General features: G+C 64.6%; 13 protein-coding genes. 3 read left to right on the forward strand and 10 right to left on the reverse strand.

Annotated elements, in window-relative coordinates:
* Window positions 1-50: 50 nt before the first annotated feature.
* From LOZ74_RS13850 to ubiA, 6 genes are all read right to left on the reverse strand, one after another.
* Window positions 51-839: a hypothetical protein gene (locus LOZ74_RS13850; RefSeq protein ID WP_230291644.1), complete on the reverse strand. Its 789-nt coding sequence runs from the start codon at window positions 837-839 to the stop codon at window positions 51-53.
* Window positions 840-1,082: 243 nt separating this feature from the next.
* On the reverse strand, window positions 1,083-1,835 hold the full coding sequence (locus LOZ74_RS13855; RefSeq protein WP_230291645.1) for a Bax inhibitor-1/YccA family protein: 753 nt from the start codon (window positions 1,833-1,835) through the stop codon (window positions 1,083-1,085).
* 148 nt (window positions 1,836-1,983) lie between these two features.
* Entirely contained in the window at window positions 1,984-2,487 is a 504-nt protein-coding gene (locus tag LOZ74_RS13860) for a YbjN domain-containing protein (protein ID WP_370638912.1), read from the reverse strand.
* A gap of 190 nt (window positions 2,488-2,677) precedes the next feature.
* Complete coding sequence (locus LOZ74_RS13865; protein WP_230291647.1) at window positions 2,678-3,472, reverse strand: tetratricopeptide repeat protein; 795 nt, start codon at window positions 3,470-3,472, stop codon at window positions 2,678-2,680.
* A 73-nt stretch (window positions 3,473-3,545) separates the two neighbouring features.
* The gene (ftsZ, locus tag LOZ74_RS13870; protein ID WP_230291648.1) at window positions 3,546-5,063 is read right to left on the reverse strand and encodes a cell division protein FtsZ; all 1,518 of its coding nucleotides are present in this window, start codon (window positions 5,061-5,063) and stop codon (window positions 3,546-3,548) included.
* Between the two features lie 221 nt (window positions 5,064-5,284).
* Entirely contained in the window at window positions 5,285-6,202 is a 918-nt protein-coding gene (gene ubiA / locus LOZ74_RS13875; RefSeq protein WP_230291649.1) for a 4-hydroxybenzoate octaprenyltransferase, read from the reverse strand.
* Between the two features lie 53 nt (window positions 6,203-6,255).
* Here ubiA and LOZ74_RS13880 point away from each other — a divergent pair, with 53 nt between their 5' ends.
* The 3 genes from LOZ74_RS13880 (at window position 6,256) to LOZ74_RS13890 (ending at window position 9,222) form a co-directional block, all read left to right on the forward strand.
* Complete coding sequence (locus tag LOZ74_RS13880; protein WP_230291650.1) at window positions 6,256-7,038, forward strand: class I SAM-dependent methyltransferase; 783 nt, start codon at window positions 6,256-6,258, stop codon at window positions 7,036-7,038.
* Window positions 7,039-7,043: 5 nt separating this feature from the next.
* A complete protein-coding gene (locus LOZ74_RS13885; RefSeq protein ID WP_230291651.1) occupies window positions 7,044-7,790 on the forward strand; it encodes a 16S rRNA (uracil(1498)-N(3))-methyltransferase in 747 nt (248 codons plus the stop codon).
* A gap of 61 nt (window positions 7,791-7,851) precedes the next feature.
* Window positions 7,852-9,222 (forward strand): glutamate--cysteine ligase, encoded by a 1,371-nt coding sequence (locus LOZ74_RS13890; RefSeq protein ID WP_230291652.1) that lies wholly within the window; start codon window positions 7,852-7,854, stop codon window positions 9,220-9,222.
* 30 nt (window positions 9,223-9,252) lie between these two features.
* On the opposite strand, the gene LOZ74_RS13895 is transcribed toward LOZ74_RS13890, so the two are convergent.
* The 4 genes from LOZ74_RS13895 to LOZ74_RS13910 form a co-directional block, all read right to left on the reverse strand.
* Window positions 9,253-10,608 carry a PQQ-like beta-propeller repeat protein gene (locus LOZ74_RS13895; protein WP_230291653.1) on the reverse strand — a complete coding sequence of 452 codons (1,356 nt, stop codon included), beginning with the start codon at window positions 10,606-10,608 and terminating at the stop codon, window positions 9,253-9,255.
* A gap of 53 nt (window positions 10,609-10,661) precedes the next feature.
* The gene (locus LOZ74_RS13900) at window positions 10,662-11,438 is read right to left on the reverse strand and encodes a tetratricopeptide repeat protein (protein ID WP_230291654.1); all 777 of its coding nucleotides are present in this window, start codon (window positions 11,436-11,438) and stop codon (window positions 10,662-10,664) included.
* Window positions 11,439-11,596: 158 nt separating this feature from the next.
* Complete coding sequence (locus tag LOZ74_RS13905; RefSeq protein WP_230291655.1) at window positions 11,597-12,718, reverse strand: glycosyltransferase; 1,122 nt, start codon at window positions 12,716-12,718, stop codon at window positions 11,597-11,599.
* 22 nt (window positions 12,719-12,740) lie between these two features.
* On the reverse strand, window positions 12,741-13,676 hold the full coding sequence (locus LOZ74_RS13910) for an alpha/beta fold hydrolase (protein ID WP_230291656.1): 936 nt from the start codon (window positions 13,674-13,676) through the stop codon (window positions 12,741-12,743).
* Between the last annotated feature and the right edge of the window lie 26 nt (window positions 13,677-13,702).

Genomic DNA, 13,702 nt, shown 5'->3' on the forward strand with positions numbered 1-13,702 from the left:
CCCGAAGGCGCGCTCCAGTTAAAGCAAAAATGCGTAGATCGGTTGGCCCGCTAGCCTTCCGAATTGCCGCTGGTGTTGTCGGCAGAGGCAGACGGTATGGCGGACGGATCGGCCACGGGCGCGGCAACCGGCGCATTGGGATCGACCGGCGGCGGCACCATGCGGCGATGGCGATAGGGTTCGCCATAGGTCGCCAGATATTCCGCGTCCCATGCCTGCGCCTCTGCGCTATATGCTTCGTATTCGTCGAAATAGCCGAGGAAGACGAGCTCCAGCTTGGGCAGTTCGGCCTGTGCCGCCTCGTCCAGCTTGCCCTTGGGCGTATCGGCCAGCGCAAGGCTGGTTTCGCGCGCGGCGGAGCAGAAACGCGGCAAGGCGGGCGGCAGCGAGAAATAATTATAAACCTGCGTCATGTACTGGTCGCGGGCGCGCTTGTATTCGCTGCGGCCGAATTTGTCGCGGAACTGGGTATCGACCTTCTGGTTCGTGGTGCTGAGCTCGCGCGAGTGGGTTTTCAGGAAATCGCCGTAGCGCTCGGCAATCACCGCGTCTTCGGGCGAGTTACAGTTCAGTGCCGCCACATTATAGGCTGAGCGCAGGTTCCACGTCGCCTGTTCGGTCGACAGGCCGGTGTTGACGGTCTGGCGGATGCCCAGCTCGTTCCGTTGCGGGATTGCCAGATTGTCCTGCGCATAGCCCGGTGCGATCGGGCGCGCGCGGAAAGCCTCCTGCACAGGCGGCGGCGGCGCGACCGGCGGCGGCGGCGGCGGTCCGCACGAAGCAAGGGTTGCGGCGGCGGCCACGGTCGTAATGCGAATGATGGGCTTGCTTCCCGACACGGGTCTTTCCTGTTTCTTGCGGCCACGGCGTCCAGTCACGCCATGGGCCGGTTATAGCAGGGCGCAGCTTGCGCCCGGGTGAAGCATTAGCATGCGCCTTTGGCAGAAATGCTGCATCGGGATTATCCCACTCGTCCACAAGGAAAACGCCCGACCGGACGCTGTGTCCGATCGGGCGTTGTTTTTCGTCGTCCGGGCGAGGGAACTGTCAGCCGCCCCGCCCTTAAGGCATTGAATTGCCGGTCAGTCCCTCTGGCCCATGAAGGCCAGCAGGAACTGGAACATGTTGATGAAGTCCAGATAGAGCGACAGCGCGCCCAGGATCACGGCCTTGCCCATGAACTCGGTACCGGCCAGCTGGTAATACTGCATCTTGAGACGCTGCGTATCGTAAGCCGTAAGGCCCGCGAAGATCAGCACGCCAAGGAAGCTGACGGCCCACATCAGCGCGGTCGACTGAACGAAAATATTGATCACCGACGCGATGATCAGGCCGATCAGGCCCATGATCAGAAAGCTGCCGAAGCCCGACAGATCCTTCTTGGTCGTATAACCGAACAGCGACAGACCGGCAAAAGCGCCCGCCGTCGCAAAGAAGGTCGCCGCGATCGAACCGCCCGTATAGACGAGGAAGATCGTCGAAAGGCTCATCCCCATCAGGATCGCGAAACCCCAGAAAAGCATCTGGAGCGTGCCTTGCGAGAAACGGTTCGCACCAAAGCTCATCGCGAAAACGATCGCGAGCGGCGACAGCATCACTAGCCACATCAGCGGCGAGCCGATCATCGACAGCGTCATGCCGCTGCTGGCCATCAACAGCGCGACAACGCCCGAAAGCAGCACGGCCGATGCCATGTAATTATAGATCGAAAGCATGTATTTGCGCAGGCCGGCATCATATCCGGTGCGCGGCACGCTTGCGCCGAGGCCCGTGGACGCGCCGAAGCCGGCGCGCGTCTGCGGACGCGTGGGCTGGGGGTCGTTCCAGTTTGCCATAGCTTTGTTCTTCTCCTCAGTCGCCCCTCCCAAACGGGGGGCGCTCTGGGGACAATATCGGCTGTGACGCGGTTCTTTTCAAGGAAAACCGCCAGTCAGCAATATTCTGTAACAATCAGCCCGTCGCGGGATCAGGGCTGCAAAGCGATCAGGCCTCGCCCGCTGCATCCACCAGCGCGTTGGCCAAGGCATCGGCGGCGTCACGGTCGCCCCACAACACGAACTGGAACGCGGGATAGAACCGGTCGCACTCGTCGACCGCCTGCTCCACCGCCATTTGCGCCTGGCTCAGCGACAACAGCCCGTCATCGCCCAGCATCAGCCCATGGCGATAGAGCAGCACCGAACCTGCCGACCACAGATCGAAATGACCCAGCCACAATTGCTCGTTCACAAGGCTCATCAGTTCGAACATCTGCACGCGCTTGTCTTCGGGAACGCGCACTTCGGGCAGGCATAGCAATTGCAGGACATTATCCTCGCGCCGCCAGATCGCGCGCAGCTGGTACTTGGCCCATGCGCCCTGAATCTCGCCGCCGATCTCGTCCTCGCCGGTCAGCTCGTACGGCCAGCCGCGCGCCTCGAACAAAGAGACAAGCATATCGACCGGCGCCGCATCTTCGTGACGGTTCTCGGTCTGGCTTTCACTCATCATGCAGCGGTTCTTTCTCCGTCACGCGGACCCCGATGACCCGCCATTGTGCGATCTGGACCGGCGCTCGCCGTCTTTACAATGGCTTAACCTATCGCTGCCGTGCATAACGCGATACTGTTGTTCACCGCATGTGGATAAGGATTTTGCGTTAGGGTCCGGGCGATGCCGATCTGCAACAATCCGGCCGCTATTCGTCGTCGGGCTCATCGTCCGAACCGCCCTCTGCACCGAACGGACGGCCGCTGGGGACCAGCCGGTCATTACCCGCCATCACATTGTTATCGGCGGGAAAAATACCCAGATGGGCGGCAGCCACCTGCTGTCCGGCAGACAGGCGCGGGATCGATCGCATATAGGGGGCCAGATTATCCGCCAGCTGGCGCGGCAACACGGCATACAGCATCGCAACCGCCTCTCCGCTGCGGCCGGACACGGCCAGCATGAACGCCTTGATGCGCCATGCCGCAGGGTCGTTCGCCTGCAGCAAGGGTTGCAGCATCCGTTCCGCCGCCTGCCGCTCTCCGCCCACGGCAAGGCTGAAGGCATGGCGGCGGGTCACTTCGGGTTCGGGCCCGATGCGATTGGCGATGGCATAGTAATATTGCGCGCTGGGCTGATCGCCCAGTAAGTCATGCGCCAGCCCGCGATCTGCGGCCAGATCGGCGGGCCGCGCACCCATGCGCTCTGCCTCGGCGAACATGGGCAGAGCCATGCGGGGCTGGCCCAGTTGCACCATCACCGAACCGCGCATTGCCCGCGTGAACGCATCGTCGGGGCGAACCACCTCTGCGCGGTTCAGAAAACCCAGCGCGACATCATATTCGCCCAGCCGCATCGCAGCATCGGCCCCTTCGCGCATCGCCTGCAAATCGTTCGGATCGCGGACCAGCCGCGCGGTCGCATCATCAAGCTGGCGCTGGTCGGCGGCGGGATCTTCGATGCGGATGGTGCGTGATTGCGCACCGGCATCGTGGCTTGCCATCCCGACAACCAATACAGCAAGGGCGGCGAGCAAGCCCGCCGCCCTTGCGTTAGTCAGCCCTTGCGGGCGGATATCAGCGCCGGTTGTTGTTACGGCCGAGGAAGCGCGGGATATTAAGGTCCGCGGCATCGTCGTCTTCCTCGCGGTCGTCGGCCGGAGCCTCGTCCCGATTGCGCGACAGGCTGGCCATACGCTCGAACAGGGTGCTGCCGCCGACCGAAACCGCCGCCTGACCCGAAGCCGGACGCCAGCCGCGCGCCGGTTCGGTGCGCGCCGAGGCATCCATCGGGCCGGAATCGCGCGATTTCGCAACCGGCTCAGCCGCTGCGGGTTCCTCGTAACCGTCACCCAGCAGCAATTCATCCTCATCCTCGACCTCGGCCATTTCAAGGCCCAGATCGAGCGGCTCCTCGGCCGAGGCATAGCCGCCTTCGTCACCCACGTTCAGATGCTCGCCATCGTCCGCAGGATCGGTCAGCTTCATCGCCGGCTCCGGCGCGGGAGCCGAAGAGACCGGCGCTGCGACAGGTGCCGCGACCGGAGCGGCGGGAGCAGCACCGGTGCGTGCGGGCGCGCGGCCCGAACCCAGCGAGAACGGACGCGACTGCTGGGCGGGCTGTTCGGCATCCTGATCGATACCGGTCGCGACGACCGACACGCGGATCTTGCCTTCCAGTTCGGGATTGAAGGCCGAACCCCAGATGATATTCGCATCGGGATCGACCAGATCGCGGATATGGTTCGCAGCCTCGTCCACTTCCATCAGGCGCATATCCTCGCCGCCGATGATGGAAATGATCACGCCCTTCGCACCCGTCATCGACACACCGTCGAGCAGCGGATTGGCGATCGCCTTTTCGGCCGCTTCCAGCGCGCGGTTTTCGCCGTCCGCCTCGCCGGTACCCATCATCGCCTTACCCATTTCGCCCATCACCGAACGCACGTCGGCAAAGTCGAGGTTGATGAGGCCGGGCATGACCATCAGGTCGGTGATCGAACGAACGCCCTGTTGCAGCACTTCGTCGGCAAGCTGGAACGCTTCCTTGAAAGTGGTGTCGGGCCGCGCGACCAGAAACAGGTTCTGGTTCGGAATGACGATCAGCGTGTCGACATGCTTTTGCAGCTCTTCGATACCGGCGTCCGCGGAACGCATCCGGCGCGACCCTTCGAACATGAAAGGCTTGGTCACCACGCCAACGGTCAGCACGCCCTTGTCGCGCGCCGCCTTGGCAATCACGGGCGCCGCGCCCGTGCCGGTACCGCCGCCCATGCCGGCCGCGATGAAGCACATGTGCACGCCGTCAAGCATGCGGTCGATCTCATGCAGCGTCTCTTCCGCTGCCGCGCGACCGACCTCGGGACGCGAACCCGCGCCAAGCCCCTGGGTGATTTCAGGGCCAAGCTGGATGCGATCCTCGCACACAGCGCTGTTCAACGCCTGCGCGTCAGTGTTGGCGACGATAAAATCCACGCCCTCGATCTGCGCCTGGATCATGTTCGCGATGGCGTTGCCGCCCGCGCCGCCAACGCCGATCACGGTAATGCGCGGACGCAGTTCCTCAACCGCAGGCGGACCGATATTAATGCTCATTAAGGTCTCCGCAAACTCGCTGTCAGCCCCTTCGCGACACTGTGCCGGACCCTTGGATTCCAGCCCGACGCATTCGGCCGCTTCAGCCCCGTTACTTGTATTGGATAGTGGCATAAATCGAATCGCCACCGCAAAGCCTTTCGGCAGATTTCCACATCGGCGTTAGACGGTCTTTCGCCATGCATGAATCCTAGCCGGAAGGGGTATTTCCTTGCGCGCCGCTATCCGACGCTACCAATCGTCAGAAATGCGAGCGCCATGAGCAGGCCTGCAAGACGATTGGAACGGAAACGGGCCAGCGCGTTCATGCCGTCCGCCGTGTCGAGCGTGGCGACCTGCCAACCCAGATGAGTCGCGACCGGCAACAGCGTCAGCAGCGCCAGCCAGTCGGGCCGGATCAGCCAGACCGCCACGGCCCAACCGGCCAGCGCGAGGATGTAAAGCGCCGTCACCCCCGGCACGATCCGCCCTTTCATGGCGAGCGCGCTGGACCTTACACCGACCAGCGCGTCATCCTCCATGTCCTGCACCGCATAGATCGTGTCATATCCGATCACCCAGAAGATGCATCCCGCATAAAGCGCGCAAAGCGTGGCAAGAGAGCCGCCGTCCATTTCAACCCAGCCCACCAGCGCCCCCCAGCTGAACACCAGCCCCAGCCACGCCTGCGGCCACCATGTGATGCGCTTCATCAGCGGATAGAGCGCGACCGGAAGCAGGCTGGCGATGGCGACCAGTTGCGCCTGCCAGCGCAATTGCAGCAGCACGACCAGCCCGATCAGGCAGAGCGAGACCAGCCAAATCCACGCGCTTTTCAGCGAGACCTGCCCGCTTGCCAGCGGACGGCTGGCCGTTCGCGCGACCTGCCGGTCGAGGTCGCGGTCGAGGATATCGTTATAGACGCAGCCCGCCCCGCGCATCGCGACCGATCCCAGCAACAGCCATAACGCCATGTCCCAGCGTGCCGCGCCGCCCGCCGCCCACAGCCCCGCCGCGCAGGGCCAGAACAGCAGCCACCAGCCGATTGGCCGGTCGAACCGCGCCAGCAGCGCATAGGGCCGCGCACGGGCAGGTAACAGGGCGACCAGACCGCGATGCTGGGTATCGGGCGTCGTGATTTCGGGGGCTGTGTCATTCATCGCGGCTTGCTTTAAAGGGGGGATCGATCCGGCGGCAAGGGAGCACAGATACAATGCCCGAAATTGGCGATATCGGCGAATTCAACCGTCAGGGCTGGAATGCCAAGGCCGATGGCGGCGATCGCTGGTCGATCCCCGTCGATGCCGCCACCATCGCCGCTGCGCGGCAGGGCGAATGGAATGTGGTGCTGACCCCGTCGCGCCCCGTTCCCCGCGACTGGTTCGGCGATATCGCAGGCAGGGATGTGCTGGGCCTTGCATCCGCTGGCGGGCAGCAATGTCCGATCTTTGCGGCCGCCGGCGCGCGCGTCACCAGCTTCGACGCCAGCGACGGACAGCTTGCCCGCGACCGCGAAGTGGCCGGACGGGAGGGGCTGCATATTCGCACGATCCGCGGATTGATGCACGATCTGTCGGCGCTGGGGGATCGCAGCTTCGACCTGATTTTCCATCCCTGCTCCAACAGTTTCGCGCCCGACATCCTGCCCGTTTGGCGCGAATGCGCGCGGGTGCTGCGCCCGGGCGGCATATTGCTGGCAGGGTTCACCAATCCGGCGCGCTTCCTGTTCGACGAAGGCAGCGTCGAACGCGGCGAACCGCTGGCGCGCAATCGCATACCCTATAGCGACCTCGACCTGCCGCAGGCCGAGCGGGACGCCCTGTTGGCACAGGACCCCGTCATCTGTTTCGGCCATACGCTGACCGACCAGATCGGCGGACAGCTTGCGGCGGGGTTCATGCTGACCCATCTGTTCGAGGACGATTTCGAAACGCGCGATGCGGTGGGGCAATTGATGGATTGCTATATCGCCACCCGCGCCATCTTGCCGAGTTGAATGGAATGACCGCGACCCCCGCATGGCCACCCAAAAGCGCGCCGCGCCTGTTCGTCGAGGTGACCTTGTCGCCGGGCATGATGTTCGAGATCGACGGGCAGCAGGCGCATTATCTGTCGCGGGTGATGCGGATAAAGCCGGGCGATGCGGTGATCCTGTGCGATGACCGCACCGGCGAATGGGCCGCGCGCGTCACCGATGCGGGCAAGCGCAGCGTGAATGTGGAACTGGCCGATCATCTGCGCCCGCGCGAAAGCGTACCGCAACTGACCCTATGCGCCGCCCTGCTGAAAAAACCGCGCTTTGACCTGGTGCTGGAAAAGGCGACCGAATTGGGCGTGGCACGGATTCATCCCGTTATCACGCGGCGCTGCGTGGCGGATGCGCTCAACATGGAACGCGCGCGCCAGATCGTGACCGAGGCGGCGGAACAATGTGCCCGAACCGCCCTTCCCGTCATCGAATCGCCGGTATCTCTGGATGCCATGCTGAAAGACTGGAACGGCAGCACGCTGTTCTTTGCCGACGAAACGCGCGATGCCCCGCCCGCGGCGCAGTGTTTTGCGCAAAACCCGCCGCCCGCCGCGCTGCTGATCGGTCCCGAAGGGGGCTTCGACGATGCCGAGCGGGCCGCGGTTCGCGCCCATCCCGCAGCCCGCCCCCTATCGCTGGGCCCGCGAATCCTGCGCGGCGAAACGGCGGCGATTGCAGCCATGGCCTTGTGGATGGGTGTTGCCGGAGACTGGGCGTGACATCGGGTAGAGGCAAAATCCCGCTTTCCCAATCGCGCGAACCCGCCTAGGCCCCCGCGCCATGAGCACGCGCAAGGACACCGGGGCCGCAGAGCCCGTCATCGAAAGCCGCGACCAGCTGCTGATCCCCATGCAAAAGGGCGAGAAGCCGCGCGAACAATGGCGCATCGGCACCGAGCACGAAAAGTTCGTGTTCCGCACCGCCGACCGCCGCGCCCCGTCCTATGACGAAAAGGGCGGCATCCGCGACATTCTGATGGCGCTGCAGAAATATGGCTGGGAGCCTGTAGTCGAAGGCGGCAATGTCATCGCCATGTCGGGCGGCGACGGCACGGTCAGCCTTGAACCGGCGGGCCAGCTGGAACTTTCGGGCGCGCCGCTGGTCAGCCTGCACGAGACCTGCGCCGAAACGGGCCGCCACCTGACGCAGGTCAAGGAGGTCGGCGGCGAACTGGGCGTCGGCTTCCTCGGCCTTGGCATGTGGCCCGACAAGGCGCGTGCCGACCTGCCGGTGATGCCCAAGGGCCGGTACAAGATCATGATGGAGCATATGCCCAAGGTCGGCACCATGGGGCTCGACATGATGCTGCGGACCTGCACCATTCAGGTCAATCTGGATTATTCGTCCGAGGCCGACATGGCCAAGAAGTTCCGCGTCGGGCTGGCGCTGCAACCGCTGGCCACGGCCCTGTTCGCCAATTCGCCCTTTACCGAGGGGAAGCCCAACGGTTTCCTGTCCTATCGCAGCCACATCTGGTCTGACACCGATCCGGCGCGCACCGGCATGCTGCCCTTCGTTTTCGAGGACGGCTTCGGCTATGAACGCTGGGTCGATTACATGCTCGACGTGCCGATGTATTTCGTCTTCCGCGACGGGAAATACATCAATGCCGCAGGGCAAAGCTTCCGCGATTTCCTGAAAGGCGAATTGCCCGCCCTGCCCGGCGAAAAGCCGACGATGGCGGACTGGACCGATCACATGTCCACCGCCTTTCCCGAAGTGCGCCTGAAAAGCTTTCTGGAAATGCGCGGCGCGGATGGCGGGCCGTGGAGCCGCATTTGCGCTCTGCCCGCGTTCTGGGTCGGCCTGTTGTATGACCAGACGGCACTGGATGCCGCGTGGGACATGGTCAAGGACTGGTCGATGGAAGAGCGCGAGGCATTGCGCAATGCCGTACCGAAACTGGCGCTCGACGCGCCGGTTCCGGGCGGCGGCGTGCTGGCCGACCTTGCCCCCGAAGTGCTGAAGATCGCGCGCGCCGGTCTTGCCGCGCGCGGCCAGCTCAATTCGGTGGGCGATAACGAAACCGGCTTCCTTGCCCCGCTGGACGAGATTGCCAAGCGCCGCAAGGTGCCCGCGCAGGACCTTCTCGACCGCTATCACGGCGAGTGGAACGGTTCGGTCGCACCGATCTATAAATACAGCCTGTAGTCCGCGGCACTGGACGGGCCGCGACGGCGATCAGCGAAACGCGCTGATCGCCCCGCCATTGTCCAACACGTAAAGCGTGTTGCCCGCGACGATCGGGTTCAGCGACACGCCATCGTCAAGCTGCGCGACATTGGCCTGCGTTCCTTCGGCCGCGTCCACCGCCACCAGCGCGCCGCGCGTGCTGGCGACATAAAGCTTGCCGCCCGCCAGCACCGGACCGGACCAGAAGATTTCGCCCTTCTTGTCCTTTTCGTCCTTCCAGCGCTGCAACTGGCTGATCCAGCGGACCTTGCCCGTCGCGCGGGCAATAGCCAGCAGGCGCGCATCGTCGGTCAGCACGAAAATCCAGTCGCCCGCCACGGCCGGGGTCGAAATGCCTGCCAGCGACAGATCCCAGATACGGCGGCCCGACAGCAGTTCATAGGCAGCCATGCGGCCACCCTGCCCCAGTGCATAGACGCGCCCGCCATCGATGATCGGATCGGCATCGACATCGGTCAGCGAACCGACCGAGGTGGAGATATTGGTCCGCGCCAGCGCATCGCCCCAAAGCTCTGTGCCGTTTTCATAGCGATAGGCGATCAGTTCACCGCTGGAATAGCCCGCGATCACCGTGCCCGCCCCTGCCGCCGGAGCCGCCACGCCGAACACGCCCGAAAGCCCGCTGGAACCCGCACGGTTCCACTCGACCTCTCCGGTCGTGGCGTCGAGCGCGAAGATCTGGTTGTCCTGCGTCATCACGAACACATTGCCAAAGGCCAGCGTCGGCGCGCCGCGCAGCGGGCCCGAAGGCTGGACCTTCCAGTATTCGGCGCCATCCTCGGCATTCAGCGCGGCTACCTCGCCCACGCCGGTGGTGACGTAAAGACGCCCGTTTTCATAGCTGGCGCCGCCGCCGAACACCGCGCTGGCCCCGTCGCCGCTGACTTTCAGCGATTTCTGCCACACGGGCGCGCCGGTGGTCGCATCGAATGCCGATACGGTGCCGTCGGTGCCGAACGCGAACAGCTTCCCGCCGCCGACCACGGGCGATGCGGCAAGGCGCGATTGCTGGCTTGCGCCCGAAATGCTGCGGCTCCACGCGCGGGTCGGATTGGCCGCCAGCGCCAGATGGCCATAGGCCTTGGAGGCAGAACCGCCCGCCTGTGCCCATTCGGCATTGGCCGTCGGCGCGGGTAGCACCACGGGAACGCTGGCGAGAGAGGGATCGACTTCGGCTGCGTTTTCGATCCGCGACAGGATCGGTTCGCGCTTGCCGATGGTCGGGGTCGTTTCGGGCCCATCGCCCTTGAACGCGCCGCAAGCCGCCAGTCCGCCTGCAAGAGCCGCGACCAATGCGATCCTTGCCGCGCCCATGACGGCGCCTTTGCCAAGCGGGTTATTCATTCGGTTTCTCTCCATAAATCCTGTGATGCCCCGTGCACCGACCGCCAGCGCGATCAGTTCGGTGCTGCGCCGCCGGCGGCGATCTGTTCGACGATTTCCTGCGCGTCATCCACCGCATCCGTGCCAAACAGGCCCGCCAGCTGGCGGGCACGGGCACGCAGGGTTTCGGGCTGATCCTCGTCCCGCGCGATTTCGGCGAACAGCGGGCCTGCCAGCTCGGTCTTGCCCTGCTCGACATAGGCAAGGCCCACCATTTCGCCCGCGCTGCCGAACCACGGATTGCCCGGCACGGCCAGCGGTTTCAGGCGATCGATCACCTTTTGCGGCTCCATAGCGTCGAAATCGACGGCGACGGCACGGATCGCGGCCAGATCGCGGAACGGCTGCGGATTCGATGCGTCATTCGCCACCGCGTCGAACAGTTTCACCGCCTGCGCATTATCGCCCTTTTCCTGCGCGGCAGCGGCGGCAAGGAACTGGGCGGGAACGCGATAGGCAGCGGGCGTGCCCTCTGCCGTGAGGCCAGCAGCCTTTTCGGCGGCGGCGGCCAGATTGCCCGCTTCCAGCTGGTCGATCGCCAGCGTCAGTTCGACCGCATCGGCCTCTGCCTCGCTTGTCGTCTTGTGGTGCCACCATGACCAGCCGCCCAGCGCCGCCAGCGCCAGCACGGTGATGGCGATCAGCGGCTTGCCCCATTTGCGGAAAAAACCCGAAATCGTGTCCTGCCGGACGGCCTCGTCCACTTCGCGGCGGAACACATCCTCTTGCGCCCGCTGGCGCTGCGCGGCCTTGTCGACGGCATTTTCGGGACTGGTTGGGCTAAGCGCCACGATGATCGGCCTTTCGAACAGGATAGGGTTTCCGGCCCATACGCCGGGATTGCGGGGTCTTAAGGACCGGACGGGGGCTTTTCAACGCCAAAGCGGTTCGCGCCTGAACGGGCGCTGAAACCGTCCATAGGCGCGACAGTCCGGCAGTGCACGGATCGTCAGGGGTAAAGCCTGCCGTCGCCGGTCAGTTCCGCCATCAAGGCGCGGTGATCGGCAGCATCGCGGTGGCTGGCGGCAAAGCCCGCCATGGCCTTGCCCAGCCCCTTACGCTTCACCTCGTCCCTTGCCAGCGTCACCATCGCCTCGGCCATGGCGGCAAGTTGCCCGCTGCCTGCGCCGATGACGTAATCGCCCTGCTCAGGCGGCAGGATCGCGCCGAGTTCGCTACCCGCCGCGATCAGCGGCACGCCCGCGGGAGCCGCCAGAAACGGCTCGCGCGGCATGTCGCCGCCCTTGGCGGGCGGTTTGGGTGCCAGCAACAGGTCGAACAGCCCTGCCCTGTCTTCCGGCCCCGACAGGCGCTGGCTGGTCAGCAGCCGGTCTGCCACCTCCATCTCGGCGCACAGGGAGGTAAGCCGGACCGTGTCCTCCTTGCTGCCGAACGCGACCAGCCGCCATTCGTCGCCCAGATCGCGCAGGCGGCGCAGCAGCGGATCGGCATCGGGCAGCAGACCGCTGGCACGCACGCCGATCCACGCCTCGTCCTTGCGCTTGACGAGGCCCGGAATCGCATCGGAGCGCGGCGCCTTGGGCTCGCGCCCGAACACCGGCAGCGCGATCCGCAGCCTTTTTCCGCCCACGTCCCAGTTCGCGGCAATCTCGTTCGCGGCGGCAGGCGTGGGGGCGACCATGGCCTGCGTTCGCGAAAAGCCAAGCTTGCGCTTGAACCGCTTGACCGCACCGCCAGCAAAGCCCTTCAACCCGTGGTGGTAATGGATCAGCGGCGACAGTTTCAGCGCTTCCCCGAACAGGCTGTGCGCCATCGCCGCGGCAAAGCCCGCCTCGCCATGGGTGACGATCAGGTCATAGCCGCGCATCTGCCGCGCCATGCGGTTCAGCTTTGCCGGTCCCGCCCCGCCGTCCAGCACGGGAAATTCGGGGCGGTACAGTTGCAGGCGCGATGCGATATCGTCGTCGGCATTGGGGCCGTGATGTTCGATAAACTGGAATTTCCCGCCCGAAAGCGCGCGGATCAGATCGCCGCTCCACGGCGCGGCAACGGGGTCCAGCCCAAGATGCAGGATACGCAGCTTGCGATAGACGGTAATCTTCTTGGCCATAAAACGGGTGTTATCCGGCGGGTCAGTGGCTGCGCGCGATCAGGCGGTCGATCGCCTGCCGCACATGCGGTTCGTTCAGCGTGGGCGTATGGCCGGTTTCGGGCACGCTCACCAGTTCCACATTCGGGATACGCCCGACCATTTCGCGCGCCACGGTTCCCGACAATATATCCGATGTCTCGCCATGCACGACCAGCACGGGTCGCCCCTGCAAGGCATCATAGGCGGGCCACAGATCGGCCGATCCGATGATCGACGAATCACGCGCCGGATTGCCGCCGGTCGCAAAAGCCTCTGCGATGCGCATGTCGTAATCGAAACGGATATTGCCGCTGCCGCTCAGCTCCATCAGCTGTTTGGCAAAGCCGATCCATTGTTCGATGCCCCATGACGGATGGACCGCGCCATGCACTTCCTGCAACGCGCGGCCGGCATGCATCCATGTGGGAAAGCTGCGCCCGTGGCCGACATATTCAAGAATATGGTCCAGGCCCTCGCGCTCTATCACCGGGCCGATATCGTTCAGCATCGCCCCCGCAATCCGCTGCGGCGATGACAGGGCCGACAGCATGGTGACGATCCCGCCCAGCGAAGTGCCGAAAAAGATCGCCCGCTCGATCCCCGTCTGCGCGAAAAACGCGTCGAGATCGGCGACATATTGCATCGGCACATAGCTGGCCGGATCGCGCGCATATTCGCTTTCGCCGCGTCCGCGCAGTTCGATGCAGATCACGCGGCGTTCCGCCGACAGATCCTGTGCCAATTGTTCGAAATCGCGGGCATTGCGGGTCAGGCCGGGGATGCAGATAACGGGCAAAGCAGCCGCGTCACCGCCGCGCGCGGGATAATCGCGGTAATGCAGTTTCAGCCCGTCGGCGCTTTCCCACCAGCCGTCCTGCCATAATTCGGTCTGCGGTTCGGCCTGCTCTTTCGGCAACCCGCCGGCTTTATGGTCCACGTGTCTGATACCCTGTTCTGAACGCA

The sequence above is a fragment of the Croceicoccus sp. Ery5 genome (assembly GCF_020985325.1).
Classification (GTDB): Bacteria; Pseudomonadota; Alphaproteobacteria; order Sphingomonadales; family Sphingomonadaceae; genus Croceicoccus.